The organism is Amycolatopsis suaedae (genome assembly GCF_004214935.1).
GTDB classification, from domain to species: domain Bacteria; phylum Actinomycetota; class Actinomycetes; order Mycobacteriales; family Pseudonocardiaceae; genus Amycolatopsis; species Amycolatopsis suaedae.
The window spans coordinates 139,944-156,373 of the sequence record NZ_SFCC01000003.1 but is presented as its reverse complement, the minus strand read 5'-3'; the positions used below and the strand labels follow the sequence as shown (position 1 = coordinate 156,373).

12 protein-coding genes are annotated in these 16,430 nt (G+C 70.9%); 7 read left to right on the top strand and 5 right to left on the bottom strand.

Annotation, left to right across the window (positions count from 1 at the left end):
• The first annotated feature begins 1 nt into the window (after nt 1).
• From EWH70_RS06765 to EWH70_RS06755, 3 genes are all read left to right on the top strand, one after another.
• Complete coding sequence (locus EWH70_RS06765) at nt 2-2,140, top strand: DHA2 family efflux MFS transporter permease subunit (RefSeq protein WP_130474400.1); 2,139 nt, start codon at nt 2-4, stop codon at nt 2,138-2,140.
• 34 nt (nt 2,141-2,174) lie between these two features.
• Nucleotides 2,175-3,407 (top strand): cytochrome P450, encoded by a 1,233-nt coding sequence (locus tag EWH70_RS06760; RefSeq protein ID WP_130474399.1) that lies wholly within the window; start codon nt 2,175-2,177, stop codon nt 3,405-3,407.
• Between the two features lie 185 nt (nt 3,408-3,592).
• A complete protein-coding gene (locus EWH70_RS06755) occupies nt 3,593-4,756 on the top strand; it encodes a hypothetical protein (protein ID WP_130474398.1) in 1,164 nt (387 codons plus the stop codon).
• Between the two features lie 20 nt (nt 4,757-4,776).
• Here EWH70_RS06755 and EWH70_RS35785 read toward each other — a convergent pair whose 3' ends face one another.
• On the bottom strand, nt 4,777-4,980 hold the full coding sequence (locus EWH70_RS35785) for a hypothetical protein (protein WP_205669048.1): 204 nt from the start codon (nt 4,978-4,980) through the stop codon (nt 4,777-4,779).
• Nucleotides 4,981-5,035: 55 nt separating this feature from the next.
• Nucleotides 5,036-5,455 (bottom strand): NmrA family NAD(P)-binding protein, encoded by a 420-nt coding sequence (locus EWH70_RS35780; protein WP_205669047.1) that lies wholly within the window; start codon nt 5,453-5,455, stop codon nt 5,036-5,038.
• 88 nt (nt 5,456-5,543) lie between these two features.
• On the opposite strand from EWH70_RS35780, the gene EWH70_RS06745 reads away from it, so the two are divergent.
• From EWH70_RS06745 to EWH70_RS06735, 3 genes are all read left to right on the top strand, one after another.
• On the top strand, nt 5,544-6,221 hold the full coding sequence (locus tag EWH70_RS06745; protein WP_165436181.1) for a TetR/AcrR family transcriptional regulator: 678 nt from the start codon (nt 5,544-5,546) through the stop codon (nt 6,219-6,221).
• 33 nt (nt 6,222-6,254) lie between these two features.
• A complete protein-coding gene (locus EWH70_RS06740) occupies nt 6,255-7,871 on the top strand; it encodes a helix-turn-helix domain-containing protein (protein ID WP_130474396.1) in 1,617 nt (538 codons plus the stop codon).
• A 104-nt stretch (nt 7,872-7,975) separates the two neighbouring features.
• Entirely contained in the window at nt 7,976-9,343 is a 1,368-nt protein-coding gene (locus EWH70_RS06735) for a serine hydrolase domain-containing protein (RefSeq protein ID WP_130474395.1), read from the top strand.
• A 49-nt stretch (nt 9,344-9,392) separates the two neighbouring features.
• On the opposite strand, the gene EWH70_RS06730 is transcribed toward EWH70_RS06735, so the two are convergent.
• Both EWH70_RS06730 and EWH70_RS06725 read right to left on the bottom strand, forming a co-directional pair.
• On the bottom strand, nt 9,393-11,657 hold the full coding sequence (locus EWH70_RS06730) for a S9 family peptidase (protein WP_130474394.1): 2,265 nt from the start codon (nt 11,655-11,657) through the stop codon (nt 9,393-9,395).
• A 118-nt stretch (nt 11,658-11,775) separates the two neighbouring features.
• On the bottom strand, nt 11,776-13,170 hold the full coding sequence (locus EWH70_RS06725) for an MFS transporter (RefSeq protein ID WP_130474393.1): 1,395 nt from the start codon (nt 13,168-13,170) through the stop codon (nt 11,776-11,778).
• 255 nt (nt 13,171-13,425) lie between these two features.
• Here EWH70_RS06725 and EWH70_RS06720 point away from each other — a divergent pair, with 255 nt between their 5' ends.
• Nucleotides 13,426-15,498 (top strand): prolyl oligopeptidase family serine peptidase, encoded by a 2,073-nt coding sequence (locus EWH70_RS06720; RefSeq protein ID WP_130474392.1) that lies wholly within the window; start codon nt 13,426-13,428, stop codon nt 15,496-15,498.
• A 9-nt stretch (nt 15,499-15,507) separates the two neighbouring features.
• Here the strand turns inward: EWH70_RS06720 and EWH70_RS06715 are convergent, their stop codons facing one another.
• Complete coding sequence (locus EWH70_RS06715) at nt 15,508-16,416, bottom strand: LysR family transcriptional regulator (RefSeq protein ID WP_130474391.1); 909 nt, start codon at nt 16,414-16,416, stop codon at nt 15,508-15,510.
• Nucleotides 16,417-16,430 lie beyond the last annotated feature (14 nt).

Here is a 16,430-nt window from a genome sequence, read left to right as displayed (position 1 = left end):
CATGACCGGACCGTTCGCGCTCCGGGCGCTGGCGCTCACCAGCCTCGGGGTGTTCGTGGTGTTCCTCGATACCACCATCGTCAACGTCGCGTTCGACACCATCGGCCGCGACCTCGATGCCGGGATCACCGCCCTGGTCTGGGTACTCACCGCCTACAGCCTGGTGTTCGCCGCGGTGCTGCTCCCCGCCGGGCGGCTCGCGGACGTCTTCGACGGCACCCGCCTGTTCCGGGTCGGGCTTGCCGGCTTCGCGGTGTCCAGCGCGTTGTGCGGGCTGGCGCCGAACCTTGCCGTGCTGATCGCGGCTCGCGCCGCGCAAGCTGTCTTCGGCGCGGTCATCGTGCCGTCGTCGCTGGCACTGCTGCTGCGGTCGACCCCGCCGAACAGGCGGACCCGGGCGATCAGCATCTGGGGCGGGATGGGCGCGGTCGCCACCGCCATCGGTCCGACGGCCGGCGCGTTGCTCATCGAGTACAGCACGTGGCGGTGGGTCTTCCTGGTGAACGTGCCGGTGTGCCTGGCGGCGGCCTGGTGGACCACGCGGCTGCCTGCCGGGCCGCCGAGGCACCGTACCGGCGGGCTGCCCGACCCCGCCGGGGTCGCGCTCAGCGCGGCCGCGCCCGCCTTGCTGAGCTTCGGCGTGATCCACGGGCCGCGGCTGGGCTGGCTCGACCCGCTCGTGCTGGCCACGCTCGGCGCCGGTGCGGCACTGGTGCCGCTGTTCGTCTGGCGTGCCCGCCGCGCGGCGCACCCGGCCGTCGACCTCACGTTGTTCCGGGTGCGGAACTTCCAGGCGTCCAATGTGGTCACGCTGGTGTTCTCGGTGTCGTTCTTCGCGGTGCTGCTGTCCAGCCTGCTGTACCTGCAGGGCGTATGGCAGTACTCGGTCCTGCGCTCGGCGCTGGCCGTGAGCCCGGCCGCCCTGGTGACGGCCGTCGTCGCACCGCTGGCCGGCCGGCTGACCGACCGGTACGGGCCCCGGGCGGTGTTCACCGCGGGTGCGCTCTGCTACGCACTCGGCGTGCTGTTGCTGGCGGTGCGCACGGACGCCACGCCGGACTGGGTCGCGCACTGGCTTCCCTCGCTCGTGATCAACGGCGTCGGCATCGGTCTGGCCCTCTCGGCGCTGAACAGCGCCGCCGCGGAAGCGCTTCCCGCCGAACGGTTCGGTGTGGGGGTGGCCGTCAACAACTGTTTCCGGCAGCTGGGTGCGCTGGCGGGGGTGAGCCTTTTCGTCGCGGTGCTGGGCACTCCGGACGCGGCCGGAATGGTGGCCGCGTATCACCGGGTGTGGCTGGTGCTGGCCTCGATAGCCGTGGTCAGCGCCGGGTTGTTCTGGTTCGCCCACTCCGGCCGGCCACGCACGGACATGGAAAGGGAGCGAGGAACCGTGGCACAGTTCGACGACCTGGGGCAGGTATACGAGCGTTCTGCCGTCGACCTGCCGTTCCGGGAGCATCTCGAGCACTACTCGCTGCGCCGTGCCGCCGGGGACGTGACCGGGCTTCGCGTGCTCGACCTGGGTTGCGGCACGGGGCTGTACACCCGTCGCTTCGCCAAATGGGGCGCAGCCGAGGTGGTCGGCATGGACACGTCCGAAGGCATGCTCGCCACAGCCAGGGACCGCCCTGGAACTCCGGAGAACGCGAGGTACCTGCACCGTGATGCCATGCGGCCGGCTCCCGGCGGCGACCCCGGTACCGACGGCCGGTTCGACCTCGTCTCCTCGGTCTACGTGTTCTGCTACGCGGCTACCACCGAAGAGCTGGCCGGGTTCTTCGTCACCGCCCGGCGCGCGCTGACCCCCGAAACCGGCCGGCTGGTCGCGATCACCCTCAACCCCGGCTACCGGCGTGATCGCGACTACTACGCCGGCTACGGGTTCACCCTGACCCAGGACGGTGAGGGGGAAGGGGCACCGGTCACGCTCCACTCGGAACAGTTGGGGCGGAAGTTCAGTGTCACCGCCCACTGGTGGTCACGCGACGCGTACGAGCATGCCGCCAAGTCGGCCGGGTTCACCGACGTCTCCTGGTCAGCGCTCGAAGTTTCCGACGAGGGCGTCGCCCACTACGGCAAGGAGTATTGGACGAACTATCTGGCGGCACCGCAGGCCGTGCTGCTGCGGGCCACCGTGTGACGACCTGTTCGTGTACTGGGAAAGGTGTTACGTCGTGAGTGCTGTGCCGATGCCGGAAACCTCTCCCGAGCTGCCCCTGCGCTACCCGTTTCCGCCCGGTCGAATGGGTACCCCGCCACCGCTGGTGCACTGGGCTCGTGAGCATCGACCCGTCTGCCCGGTGCGGCTGCCGTCCGGTGCCCAGGCGTGGATGATCACCAACAAGGACGACATCGCCGCCGTCTTCACCGACCGGCGCTTCTCCCGCAACCTCGCCTTCCACCACGCGCCGCGCATCGTCGGTGACGACACCACCGCGGTCCAGGGCTCGATCTTCAACCTCGACCCGCCCGACCACACCCGGGTCCGCCGCATCGTCGCGCCCTACTACTCCCGTGCGGCCACCGAACGGCACCGTGCGGAGGTCACCAGGCTGATCGACGAGACGCTGGACGTCCTGGCCGACGGGCCGACCAGGACGGCCGATCTCGTCGAGTCGTTCGCCGCCCCGCTGCCGCCCGCCATCGCCTGCGCGCTGCTCAAGATCCCGCCGGAGATGGTGGGCGCGTTCGTGGACAGCTTCTCCGTCCAGACCGCCTTCCGTAACACCCCTGCCGAGCTGGCCACCGCGTCCACCAGCATCGCCGAGTTCAGCCGCCGGATCGTCGAATCCCGCCGGGACGACGATCCCGCCGAGCGGGACGACCCGATCGGGGCTCTGCTCACCGCGCACGAGAACGGCACCCTCAGCGAGGCCGAACTCCACGGCACCGCCTCGTATCTGATCGTCGTGGGCGTGGGATCGCTCGTGTCCCCGCTGGCCACCGGCCCGCTCACGCTGCTGCTACACGGCGACCAGCTCCGCGAATGCCGGGCCGATCCGGACCTCTGGCCCCGCGCGGCGGAAGAGGTCCTGCGGTACCACCACAACGGTGTTCTCGGGCTGCCGCGTATCGCCACCGAGGACGTCGACATGCACGGCGTCACCATCCGGCGCGGCGACGCGGTCTGCGCCACCATGCTCGGTGCGACGTGGGACCCGTCCCATTATCGTGATCCGGCCAGGTTCGACGTCCATCGCACGGAGAACGCCGATCCGACCTTCGGCGCCGGACCACACTTCTGCCTCGGTGTCCATCAGGCACGCATGGTTGTCACCATCGCCTTGAAGACGCTTTTCGTGCGGTTCACCGACCTCGAACTCGCCGTGCCCGAGCACGAGATCTCGTTCGACACGGACTCCATGTTCATCCTCCCCAGCGCGCTTCCCGTCTCGTGGAACGCCTGAGGGACCGGCCGGAGGCAACGGTGACGTCGTACGGGGTGTCCGGGAGCACGGCCGTTCGGGAGCCCGGCCGGCGTGGCGACACGCTCCTGGTCGTACACCAGGAAAGCGAGCCGAACCCGCCCGCGGTACTGCGTTCCCACGTCCTCGCCGACGGTGCGGAGCATCCTGTCCGCGGAGTGCGCGGCATGAGTTGCGTATCGCTCGCGCCGGGCGGCGGCCAGGTCCGCCGTCCGGTGTCCCGTGCGGCCAGGCGCGTGGAAGGCGTTGCGACCTTCTTCGGCACGGACCAGCTGGCCAAGGGCGACCGTGCCCTGTCGGTGCGGACCGGTCACCGCAGCGAGGACGTCTTCGTCGAGGCACGGTTCCCGCGCGGCCGCCACCATGTGCACCTGCGCGGTGCCAAGAACCTGCCCCGGTCACTGGCGGGCGTGAACGCGGTGTCCATTCACTCCGGTATCTGCCTGTTCAGCGAGAATACGTTGAGATTTTGGGACGAGAACGGCGGCAGCCCGCCCCTGCTGCGGCATCTGACGCGGTGGCCGGAAGCCGTCCGCCTGAGCCGGATCACCGTGGACGACGAGTTCTCGCTCTACGAATATCTCACCGCGGCCCACCTGCCCCACACGATCGCCGAGGTGGCGGCCACCCTGCCGGCATCGTTGCCGCTGACCGTCGTGGTCGAGGTCCCGCGTGTGCAGTACTACGGCTACCTGCTCGACGCCGTCCAGCGCGGACTCGTCGACAGGGAGCTGGCGCTGAACTGGTTCGACCTCGTCGACGCCCGCCACAACCGGGTCGCCCAGCTGTTCCGACGGAACGTGTGGGCCGAGCTCGCCGCCGTCGGCTGCGCGGATCGCGCCAGGGTGTTCTGCCCGTCACCCGGGCTGGACCTGTTGGCGGACCATATCCGGAGGTCCGTCGCCGGCGGCACGCCCGTGCGGCACGAGAACCTGCTCGACCTGCTCGCCGGCAGCGGCGATCCTGCCTGGAACCTGCTGCTGCGACTGGAGCCGCCTGCCACCTACCCGCAGCTCAACGACGCGAGCTACATCGTGGAGGTTCTGCGGGGCGCGCGTGCCCGCGACAACCTGGTGCGCGGTCTGTCCATTGTGGTCGACAGCTACGAGGAGTTCCCGCGGCGGGAACACGCCCAGCGCGTGCTGGACGTGCTGAGCGAGGGCGCGCTGCCCGCGCTGGGAATCTACTCGGCCGAACGCCTGTTGACGGCGGACTCACGGGGACGCCTGGACACGCCCTACCTCAACGGCCCCGGCCGGCACGTGGTCGACGAAGCGGGCAACGTGGTCGACCTGTTCACCCTGGTTGACCAGCTGTACGGGCGTGCTTGACGCTTGCCGCTGACGCCCGGTCAGCCGAGCAGTCCGGCGATCGCGGCCGCGCCGCCCCGGTCGAGCCACGCCGGGAACGTCAGCAGACCGGGGTGGCGCGCCCGCAGCCCGTCGAGGTCGATCTCGGGGTAGCGGAAGTCCGGTGCGTTGAACATCTCCGCGGCGGCGACCAGGGCGGGGTGGATCGCCCGCAGCTCGTCGGCGTCAAGTTGACGGTAGGGCACCTCCCGGCCGGTCGCGGCGCTGATCGCGGCAGCTGCCCGGGGCGCGGTGACGAGGTCACCGGCGAGGTTGAGCTGCGGACACCCCGATCCGGCGGATGTGCTCCTCGACCTCCCACTTGGCAGGCTGCCACCGGTCGGCACCCAGCGTCGAGCTGTACACCAGGTGCCGCACACCGTGTCGCAGCGCGGCGTCGGCCAGCTCCTTGCCCAGGGCGGCCTCGTCCTGCTCGGGCTCGACCGGACCTGCCTGCACACTGAACACGCCGTAGGCGCCCTTCACCACGCGTTCGACGTCGGCGGGCTCAGCGAGGCTGCCCTGGACGACCTCGGCTCCCCGCGCCGCGAGGGCCCACGCCTTCGGGCCGGACGGGTCCCTGGTCAGCGCACGGACACCCCAGCCGCCGACCAGCAGCCGCGACGCGACCGCGCCGCCCCGCCGCCCGGTCGCTCCGGTCACCAGCACGGTTTCCTTCATGCGGCTCCTCCACTGGACGAGGGGTTCTCATCGGGCGTTTAACGCTGTAGTCTACATAGTACGCTAACCGGAGAGATGCGAGGTGGACGTGACCACAGGCCAGAGCGGCCCGAAGCGGCGTACCCCCCGGGGGACGCTGAGCAGGGACGGCATCGTCGCCGCCGCCGTCGGCCTCCTGTCCGACGTCGGCCTGGACGGGCTGACGATGCGATCGGTCGCCGCCGCCCTGCGGGTCAACGCCATGTCGCTGTACCGGCACTTCCGCGACAAGGACGAACTGCTGCTGGCGATCCTCGACCACCTCACCGCACAGGTCGAGTTCCCGCCCGCGGGCACGCCGCCGGTCGAGGACGTCAAGGAGGTCCTGCGCCGCTACTACCGGCTGCTGATCAGCTACCCCGGACTGCACCTGCTCGACCCGGGCAACGTGCCCACGCCGGGACAGCTGCGGATCAACGAGCACCTGTACTCGGTCCTGATCGAGTCCGGAATGGACCCCCGGCAGGCGGTCAGCCTGCTGGCCGCCATCGAGCGGTTCCTGCTCGGCTGCGCGTTGCGGTACCCGGGCCGGGTGGGCTGGGACCACAACGCGACGTACTGGTCGGGCGTACGGCAATGGATCTCCGCCCTGCCCGAGGAGCGTTACCCGACGCTGCGGCAGGTGGGGTCGGCCATGGACGGCGAGGTGCAGACCCAGGAGGAGATCGTCGAGGACGGCCTGGCCGTTCTGCTCGCGCCGCTGGAGGCGCTCGTATCGGCGACGTGACCCGGGGGCATGACCACGAGGAGGCCACACCCAGTGGACGAGACGGAACCGCCCCGGCTCGGCCGGATCATCGATTACCTGGGGAGCACACTGCTGCGGGTCGTCGCCGGGCCCGCCGCGGCCGGCCGGGCCGTGTCGTCGGTGACGATCTACGACCCGTCCGACGGAGTACGGGTCGAGCCCGGCGGGGTCCTGCTCGGCGTCGGGGTGGCCGATCCCGGCACCGTGCGGTCCCTGCTGGACGAACTCGGGCGCTGTTCGGCCGCGGCGGTCCTGCTCAAGGAACCGGCCCCGCTCACCGACGCCATCCGGCAGGCGGCGGACCGCCTGGAGGTCGGCGTGTTCGAGGTCAGCAGGGCCGCGTCGTGGGACCAGCTGGTGGTGTTGCTGCGGACGGTGCTCACCCCACCCGAACCGGCAGGCCACGGCGACGAGCCTGCCGAGGGATTCGGCGGCGACCTGTTCCAGCTCGCCAACGCCATCGGTACGTTGCTGGACGCTCCGGTCACCATCGAGGACCGCTCGGCGCGGGTGCTCGCCTTCTCCAGCGGGCAGGAGGACACCGACCACGGCCGGGTGCAGACCGTCCTCGGCAGACAGGTTCCCGCGCGGTACCAGCAACTGCTGACCGAACGCGGAGTCTTCCGCGAGCTGTACCGCAGCACGGAGCCGGTGTTCGTGCCCGCCCTCGACGAGGCGTTCAAACCGCGGATCGCGGTCGCGGTCCGCGCGGGCGACGAGGTGCTCGGGTTTCTCTGGGCGGTCGTGCCCGAGCCGCTTCCGGAGAGCCGGCTCCGTGCTTTCGCCGACGCGTCCAGGATCGCCGCTCTGCACCTGGTCCGGGACCGGGTGGGCTCGCCTGCCGACCGGCGGCTGCGGGCCGAACTCTGCGCCCGGCTGATCGGCGGGAACGGGGACCGCGCCGAGGCCGCGCGGCGTCTCGGGCTGCACGGTGCTCCCGTCTGCGTGCTGGCGTTCGAAGCCGAACCGGCGGACGACGAGATCGAGCACGCCGGAACCGTGCGGCGCGTCGCCGATTCACTCGCGGTGCATCTGGCCGCGCTGCATCGGTTCTCCGCGGTCACCACCCTCGGCGACGTCGTGTACGGCCTGCTTCCCGTGCCCGCCGCGGACAGCGACCGGGCGGCGTTGCACGTGGCCACGGACTTCCTCGACCGGATCACCGCACGCGCCGCACTGCGTGCCGGTGTCGGCAGGGTCGCACCGGACGCGACCGCGGTGATCCGGTCGCGTGCCGACGCCGAGGCGGTCCTGCGGGTCCTGCGGCACAACGGAAACGGGGTCAAGGCGGCCACCGCACGGTCGTTGCGGGCCGAACTGCTGACCCTGCGCCTGGCCGACGCCCTTGACCAGGACGACCTCCCGGGGCAGACCGCGGTGGGGAGACTGCTGGACCACGACGCCCGGCACCGCACGGACCTGACCCGCACGCTCGCCGCGTACCTCGAACAGCTCGGCGACATCCCGAAGGCCGCGGCCGCCGTCCACGTCCACCCCAACACCTTCCGGTACCGCCTGCGGCGTCTCTGCGAGATCGGCGAGCTCGACCTCACCGACCGGGACGCCCGGTTCGAGGCGCTCCTCGAACTCCGCCTGCACCAGTTCCGTTCGGTGGACGCCGGTTCGTGAGAACAGCCGATCCGGCGGCGTGCTTTTCGTTGCCGTGGACGAGTTCCGGCCGCCGGTAGCTCAGTAGCGTCGCTCGCGAAACAGACGCACCGGAGGACGACGTCATGGCAATCGAGACCGGGGCACTCGCCCGCGTAGCCGAATCAGCCGCTGCCGAACTGGGAATCGTCGGCGCTCAGGTCGCGCTCGCGGTCGGCGAGGACTTCGCCGAGACGCCGGTGGGCGTGGAGAACACCGCCACCGGACGCGCGGTCACGGCGAACACCCTGTTCCAGATCGGCTCGACCACCAAGGTGTTCACGGCCGCGCTGCTCATGCGGCTCGCCGAGGCCGGCGAGGTGGACATCGACCAGCCGGTCGTCACCTACGTTCCCGGCTTCCGGCTCGGCGACGAGGCGGCCACGAAAACCGTCACGCCGCGGCACCTGATGTCGATGACCAGCGGGATCGACAACGGCCCCTACCTCGACACCGGCCGGGGCGACGAGTCGGTCCGCGACGCGGTCGAACTCGTCGCCGATCTGCCGGTGATCACTCAGCCGGGCGCGGGATTCGGCTACTCGAACGCCTCCACCAACGTGTCCGGGCTGATCATCGAGACAATCACCGGGACCGACTGGGACACCGCGCTACGCGACCGGCTGCTGGAGCCTGCGGGACTGCGGCATTCGGCCAGCCTGCCCGAGGACCACGTCTACCACCCGGTCGCCGTCGGCCACGTCCGTGCCGACGAGGGCGTTTCCCATGCCCGGCCGTGGATCTTCGCGCGTGGCTACGGGCCCGCCGGTTCCTCGTTGTGCTGCTCGGCGGGCGACCTCGTCCGGTTCGGCCGGATCTTCCTGCGCGGCGGCCTCGCGGCCGACGGCAGCCGCGTCCTGTCCGAACGGACCGTGGCGGCCATGCAGACCCCGCACGTCGACGTGCCGACCAAACTGTTCGCCGACGGCTGGTGCCTTGGCCCCTACACCAAGGTCTGGGACGGCGTCCGCATCTTCGGTCACTCGGGGACCACCCCGTGCGGTTCCTCGACCCTGCTCTGGGTGCCCAGCCACGACGCGGCGGTCGCCGTCACGGTGAACGTCGCCAACCGCGGCTACCACTTCGCGGACCGCGTGTTCGACCACGTCTTCACCGACGTCCTCGGCATCACGAAGCCGACGCGCCCGGCGAAAACACCGGGCGCGCCCGTCGACACCGCCGCCTACGCCGGTGTCTACGAGACGGCCGACACCTGCTACCGGGTCACCGGCGAGGACGGGCACCTGTTCGTCACCGTGTCGGCCACGGGCCCCGTCGGCGGATCCGACGGGGCGGTACGATCGGCGCTCTATCCCCTCGGTGATCACCGCTTCCTGCCCGCGGACGACGCGGTCGGCGGGCACCACCTGTGGGACGTCGCGTTCGACCTCGGCCCCGACGGCACCGCCGTCCGGTTCCTCAACGGCGCGTTCGCGGCGAGGCGGACCCGATGAACACGCCGGATCCGCCGGGCGCCCGGCGGATCCGGCGACGGCACCGCTGTCAGCTGAGCAGGTCCAGGATGTGGTCGGCGGTCAGTGGCACCGGCCGCAGGCTGTACCGGGGTGGTTCGGTCCCGTGCAGGTGCCGCACGAAATAGTCCCACTGGCGGCGCTGGATGTAGTGCTGCCTGCCGAGGAACGCGTGCTCGACGCCGGGCACGACGAGCAGGTCGAAGTCCTTGTCCGCGCGGATCAGCGCATCGACCAGGTTGAGTGTCTGCGAGGGCAGCACGTTGTCGTCGAGTTCACCGTGGATCAGCAACAGCTTGCCCCGCAGGTTCTCGGCGAGCGCGGGATTGGACACCGACCGCAGGTTGTCCTCGGTCGGGTCACCGAGGTAGTGCTCGGCCCACATGGCCAGGTAGTGGCGCATGTCGTGGTCACCGCAGCCGGCGACGCCAACGGAGTAGAAGCCGGGATGGGTCAGCAGTGCGCGTGCGGTGGCGAACCCACCGCCGGACGCGCCGAAGATCCCGACCCGCCCGGTGTCCATCCACCGGTACCGGGCGGCGAGCTGCCTGATGGCGGCGACGTGGTCCTCCAGCATCCCGGCCGTGGCCAGGTTGCCGTAGGACTCGTCGAGAAACGCCTTGCTCCGCCCCGGGGTTCCCCGCCCGTCGACCGCGACCACCACGAACCCCAGGGCCGCCAGCGCCTCCGGTTCGCCGGTGCCCGCCAGGCTGTCGAAACTGGGCCGGGCACGGTGGATCTGCGGGCCGGGGTAGATGTGGTCGATGACCGGGTAACTGCCCGCCGGGTCGAAGTCGTAGGGCCGCCACACGGTGCCGTGGATCCGGGTCAGCCCGTCCGCCGCGGTGGCCGAGAACCGTTCCGGGGCACTCCAGCCGGCCTCCTCCAGCGCCCCGGTGTCCGCCTGTTCCACCTCGACGAGGACCTCGCCGGCGAGGTCGAGCACGACGGTGCGCGGCGCGGTGTCCACAGCGGACGCGCTGTCGACGAGGACACGGCCGCTCTTGGACGGCACGACGTCGTGGTCGAACCGGTCCTCGGTCATCCGGGTGAACCCGGTGCCGTCGAGGTTGACCTTGCAGATCTGCCGGACGTACGGATCCTCCAGCAGACCCGAGGCGACGAAGTAGACCACGCGTGCCCGCTCGTCGACATGCAGTACCCGGCGAACGGCCCACGGCCCGCCGGTCACCCGTCCTGCCTGCGCCCCGTCGGCGTCGTAAAGGTAGAGGTGCGCCCAGCCGTCGCGCTGGGACCACCACAGGATCTCGCCGGAGGACAGTACCCGCACCGGCGGCTCGTCGATGATCTCCAGCGAGGTGTCGACGCGGGTGTCGCCGGACTCCTCGATCAGCAGCCGGACCGCGCCGGTGTCCGGGTCGAGCCGGTACAGCCCGACCGTGCGGGCGTCCCTTGTGCTGCGCAGGAAGTGGACGGCGGTGCCGTCCTCGCTCCAGCGAACCTTCTTGAGCGCGATGGGGGAACGGAACCCGATGTAGGCCGGTTCGCCCTGTTCGCGGGTCACCGTCCGCTCGGCCACGTCGAGCACGACGTAGGACATCGTCGCGTGCTCGTCGTCCCCCGGCATCGGATACCGGTAGTGATGCGCGACCGGACGGCCACCGCCGTCCGGAGTGGATTCCACGATCACCTGCTCCGGCAGGCTCCGCTGATCGATCCGGTGGGTCAGCAGCCTGCGCGAGTCGGGCGACCACAGCACCATCGGGGGCAGTGTGAGCCCGAGGTTCCGCAGCATGATCCGCGACATGGCCACATCGAGGTTCGACCCGTAGTCGTGGTACGGCTCACCGTCGTCGGTCAGCGGGAATTCCTCGGCGCCGTCGGCGGATCGAACCCAGATGTCGTGCCCCCGCCGGAACGCCACCCACTTCCCGTCCGGCGAAGGCAGCTCGCCCATCGCCACCGGCCGGTGCCCCTCGACCCGGGTGAGCGCCTCGCCGGCATAGCGCCAACGGGACCCGAACGCGTCGAACTCGACGCCGTCCGCGACCATCTCGATCGCACCGAACGGCAGCCTGCCGCCTTCCACGGCAGTCCCCGACGCCTCCGACAGGGCTGCCGCGAGGGCGTCGTGGTCGAACGCCGGACGCCGCACCCGCGCGTCCGGGTCCACCAGAACGAACCGGCGGCCGTCCTCGCCGTCGAGGCGGTACCAGAAACGGGTCCCGTCGTCGAGCCAGCGCGGCCGGATCTTCGCCCCCGGCACGAGGCGGGCGCGGTTGTGTGCGAGCATCCGCTCCGCCCGCGCGTAGTCCACAGTGGTCAATTCGGTCATCGCACAGTTCCTTCGTCCGGATGCGTAGGTAACGTGATGGTCCTGCGTGGACGGCGTGGCGCGCTCGTGGATCCACCCCAAATCCGGTGCCCTGTTTCGTGCCCCGCTCCGAGCGGGCTCACCGGGACGCGGCGTGCCGTGGCAGGGTGAACGCGGTGGCGGCCGCCGCGATCGCCACCACCGTGCCGACCAGGAACACCAGGCTGAACGCCGGCCAGGTCGGCAGCGGCGTACCGGCGACGGTGTCGCTGCCGAGCAGGCTGCCCGCGACCTGTGCGCCGAGCGTCCCGCCGACCGCCCGGATGACCAGCACCAGCCCGCTGACGCTGGTCACCCGTCGCGCCGGAACCGATTCGGCGACGACGTTCATCGCCTGGGTGAGGCCGATCCCCGTGCCCAACCCCATGAGGCCGGACGACAACGCCAGCACCCAGGCGTCGTGCCTGCCGGCGAACATGGCCGCCACCGCCGCCACGATCGGCAGGCAGGACAGCACCATCAACGGCCTGCTCCCGACTATCCGCTCCAGCCGGCCGGTCAGCGACGCGGCCACCATGGCGACGACTCCCAGCGGCACCAGGAGCAACCCGGCGGTGGCGGCGTCCGAACCGAGGCCGTAACCGACCGCAGGCGGCGCCGCGACGATCGTCGGCATCGTCAGCGACGTCGTGACGGTCGACCAGCCGACGGTGAACGCCACGCCGCAGGTGACCAGCACCGCCCGGCCGCCGACCCGGAAATCCACCAGCGGCTGGTCGACCCGCCTCTCCACGACGACGAAGAGCACCAGACACGCCACCGCCCCCGCCTCCAGCGCGAGGAACGCGACCGATCCCCAGCCCCACGTGGGCGCCATCGTCACACCGATCAGCAACGCGAGCAGGCCCGTGCCCAGCAACCCGGCCCCCGCCCAGTCGACGCTGCCACGGTCGGCGGGCGCCATGGCGGGCAGCAGCCGGAACGCGACGGCCCCGATCAGCAGCAGGACGGCGAGGGGAATCCAGTACAGCCAGCGGTAGGGCAGCACGGTGAGCAGCGGGCCGGCGAGCAGCAGACCCGCCACCACACCGAATCCGGACAGGCCGATGACGAGTCCGTTGCCGTTCCTGGCCGTGGCCTGGTCCTGGCTGTCACGCAGGATGCCCAGCGCCAGCGGCACGAACCCGAGCCCGGCGCCCTGGAGGGTCTGGCCCACCGCCAGCACCAGCACCGACGTCGCCGCACCGGCGAGGACGACACCGGCAACGACGACGGCCAGCACTCCGAAGAAGACCTTCTTCTTGTCGTGGACGTCGGCGAGCCTGCTGATCAGCGGCGTGCACACCGCGGCCGCGAGCCCCGGCCCGGTGAACACCCAGGCGATCGACGCCGCGGACGCGTCCACCCCGGCCTGAATGAGCGGCAACGCGGGCGCCAGCATGGACTCCAGCACCGTGTAGATCAGGACGACTCCGCACAGGGCAGCCGTGGCCGCGGGGCCCGTTCGGGCCGGGGCTTCGACGGATGTCGGCATTGGACGCAACCTCCGAGTTCCGGATTCCGGACTGTGGAGGCTGTAGCGTCGGTCACCCCCGGGCCCGAAACCTCAGCGCGGAAACACAAAGTCGAGCCGCTTTTCCGGACGATCCGCCAACGGGCACATCCGCGTCCGCCGGACCGGTTCGTGGTGTTTCCCCAAGCAGCGTGGGGAGTTTTGTCCGCGACGACAACACCCCGGCACGTACGTTCGCACCTGAGTGGACAGCCGCTCCTTGACGCGGAGGTACTGATGGATCGCTTTCCCGCCACCCGGACCGCCCGGGTCGTCGACGATTACCACGGAACCAAGATCGCCGATCCGTTCCGGTGGCTGGAGAACCAGGAACATCCCGAGGTACGGGAGTGGGTGCGGGCCCAGACCAGGGCGGCCGTCGACCACATCCACGCGTCGCCGATGTTCGGCACGGCACTCGACCGCCTCACCGCACTGTGGTCCTCCGCGCGGCGCGGTGTCCCGGTCGTCCGGGCGGGGCGAACCTTCGGCCTGCACAACGACGGCACCCGGCCGCGGGACGTCCTGCGGGTGTCGGACGAGGACGGTGACCGGGTGCTGGTGGACCCGGCTGCCGGCGGCGCGGAAACGGTGGCGCTGAACGCTTTCGAGCCCAGCCCGGACGGCCGGTGGGTGGTGTACGCGACGTCCGTGGGCGGCAGTGACTGGACCACGCTGCGCGTCGTGAACGCGGAGACCGGCGACGAACTCGAGGACACGATCGAGTGGGTCAAGCAGCCGACGATCGCGTGGTTTCCGGACTCCGCCGGTTTCGTCTACTCGTCACTGGCGCCGCCCGAGGACGGCGGCACCTTCACCGCGGAGAACACCGGGTTGCGGCTGCGTTCGCACCGGCTCGGCCGGCCGGCCGACGAGACGCTGTACGAGCCGGAGCCGGGTGTTCTGTGGATCTGTCCCCATGTCACGGCCGACGGGAAGTACGTCGTGGTCGAAGCTCCCAGCAGCGGGCTCCTGTTCGATCGCGTGCTGTACCGTCCGGCCGACGGTGACGGCGACTTCGTGCCCCTCGTCCAGGGCGGCGCGCCGGCGCGGTTCGTCGGCAGCGACGGCGACACGTTCTACCTCCAGACCCACCTGGACGCCCCCAACGGCCGCCTGGTCGCCGTCGACCTCGCCCGGCCCGACCCTGCCGCCTGGCGCGACATCGTCCCGGAGAGCGCGCTGCGCCTGCCGGTCCTGCTGCTCCGGGCGGGCGTCTTCGGGAGGCACCTGGTGAGCGTGCACGAGGACCTGATGAACAACGTCGTCCAGGTCACCTCACTCGACGGCGCGGACTCGTACTGTGTCGACCTTCCCGGCCCCGGCGTGGTCCCGCTGAGCGGCGGCGAGCTGAGCGGCAGCCCGGAGGAGCCGGTGTTCCACTTCGCCTTCTCGTCGTGGACTCAGCCGCCGTCGGTGCTGCGGCACGACATCACCACGAGGGAGACGACGACGTACTTCCGGCCCGAGTTGCCGGGTTACGATCCGGACGAGTTCGTCAGCTACACGGTCGAGGTGCCCTCGTCCGGCGGCGTCAGCGTCCCGGTCGAACTGGTGCACCGGCACGACGTCGAGCGGGACGGTAACCGGCCTGTCCTGGTGACCGGTTACGGCGGGTTCGGGCTCAACTACAAGGCACTGGGCTTCACCCCGTGGCTGGCCGTATGGCTGGAACAGGGCGGTGTGCTGGCCGTCGCCGGTCTGCGTGGCGGGAACGAGCGCGGGGAGAGCTGGCACGCGGCCGGAATGCGGGAGCACAAGCAGAACGTCTTCGACGACTGCGTCGCGGCCACGCAGTGGCTGATCGACCACGGCTGGACCCGCCCCGGGCGGCTCGCGCTGACCGGACAGTCCAACGGCGGCCTGCTCGCCGGTGCGGTACTCGTGCGGCGACCGGACCTGTTCGCCGCGGTGGTCCCCGAGGTCGGCGTGCTCGACATGCTGCGATACCACCGGTTCACCGGTTCCAGGAACTGGATCTCCGAATACGGCTGTGCCGACGATCCGGACCAGTTCCGGTACCTGTACGCCTACTCTCCCCTGCACAACGTCGTCGAAGGCACGTCGTACCCGAACGTCCTCGTCACGACCGGCGAGTACGACGACCGGGTTCCGCCGGGCCCCCATTCGTACAAGTTCGCCGCCGCGCTCCAGGCCGCGCAGGCCGGGCCCGCCCCGATCCTGCTCCGGGTCTGGGAGGACACCGGGCACGGCGGCGGCAAGACCGTCACGCAGGAGGTACGGGAACGGGCCGAGGTCCTGGCGTTCCTGCTGGAAGCCCTGAACGTGCAGACATCGCGGAGCGAATGAAGGAGCGGGTTACTCGGCGAGGTCGGCGGCTTGCTGCCGGAGGGCGTGGACGAGGGTGTCGGTCGCCGCCGTGGTCGGGCCGGGCAAGCGTGCCAGGCTGACGCGGCGTCGTTCCTCGGGGGCGTCGTCGATGGTGACGAGGCGTACCCCGGAGGGGATTGCGGACCGCAGCATCGACGGAACGGTGGTGATCCCCGCCGCGGACGCGACCAGACCCAGTTTGGTCAGCCAGTCGCGGGTGGTGTGGCGGACTTCGGGCCGGCCGGGCAAACCCGGCCAGATGCCGAGCAAGGGCTCGTCGATGCTGGCCGGGCTGGCGACCCAGGTCTCGTCGGCGAGGTGCTCGGTGGTGACGTTCGGGCGGTTCGCGAGCCGGCTGCCCGCCGGTACCGCCAGGACCAGGCGGTCTTCCAGGAGGGGCTCCACGTGCAGGGGTGGATCGTCGGTGTCCGGTGAGCGGTGTGGTGGCCGGGAGGACAGCAGGGCGAGGTCAAGGGCGCCGGTGCGCAGTGCCCTGACCAGCGATGGGGTGGTCGCCTCCCGAGTGGTGACCTGGACGCGGGGGTGTTGCTGGTGCAGGGTCGCCAGGGCGTGGGCCACGATCACCGCCCCGGCGGCCGGGAAGAAGCCGAGCCGGACATGGCCGGCGTCATCCACGGTGCCGCGCAGCTCCCGGTCGGCTGCGTCCAGCGCGTCCAGCGCGGTGAGAGCGTGGCGCAGCAGAGTGTGTCCGGCGGAGGTCAGCCGCACACCGCCGGGATGGCGATCGAACAGCCGGACACCGACGGCCTGCTCCAGCGTGGCGATCTGCCGGGAGACGGCCGACTGCGTGTAGCCCAGCACGGCGGCCGCCGTCGTGAAGGAGCCCCGCTCGGCCACTTCACGCAGGACCCGCAGCCCCACGAGGGTGAGTTCCATGAGGATTCAGCATA

Bases quoted from the DNA above. Each gene is read 5' to 3' on its own strand.
- EWH70_RS06765 (WP_130474400.1), top strand. From the start codon at position 2: ATGACCGGACCGTTCGCGCTCCGGGCGCTGGCGCTCACCAGCCTCGGG.
- EWH70_RS06755 (WP_130474398.1), top strand. From the start codon at position 3,593: ATGAGTTGCGTATCGCTCGCGCCGGGCGGCGGCCAGGTCCGCCGTCCG.
- EWH70_RS35780 (WP_205669047.1), bottom strand. From the start codon at position 5,455: ATGAAGGAAACCGTGCTGGTGACCGGAGCGACCGGGCGGCGGGGCGGC.
- EWH70_RS06735 (WP_130474395.1), top strand. From the start codon at position 7,976: ATGGCAATCGAGACCGGGGCACTCGCCCGCGTAGCCGAATCAGCCGCT.
- EWH70_RS06730 (WP_130474394.1), bottom strand. From the start codon at position 11,657: ATGACCGAATTGACCACTGTGGACTACGCGCGGGCGGAGCGGATGCTC.
- EWH70_RS06725 (WP_130474393.1), bottom strand. From the start codon at position 13,170: ATGCCGACATCCGTCGAAGCCCCGGCCCGAACGGGCCCCGCGGCCACG.
- EWH70_RS06720 (WP_130474392.1), top strand. From the start codon at position 13,426: ATGGATCGCTTTCCCGCCACCCGGACCGCCCGGGTCGTCGACGATTAC.
- EWH70_RS06715 (WP_130474391.1), bottom strand. From the start codon at position 16,416: ATGGAACTCACCCTCGTGGGGCTGCGGGTCCTGCGTGAAGTGGCCGAG.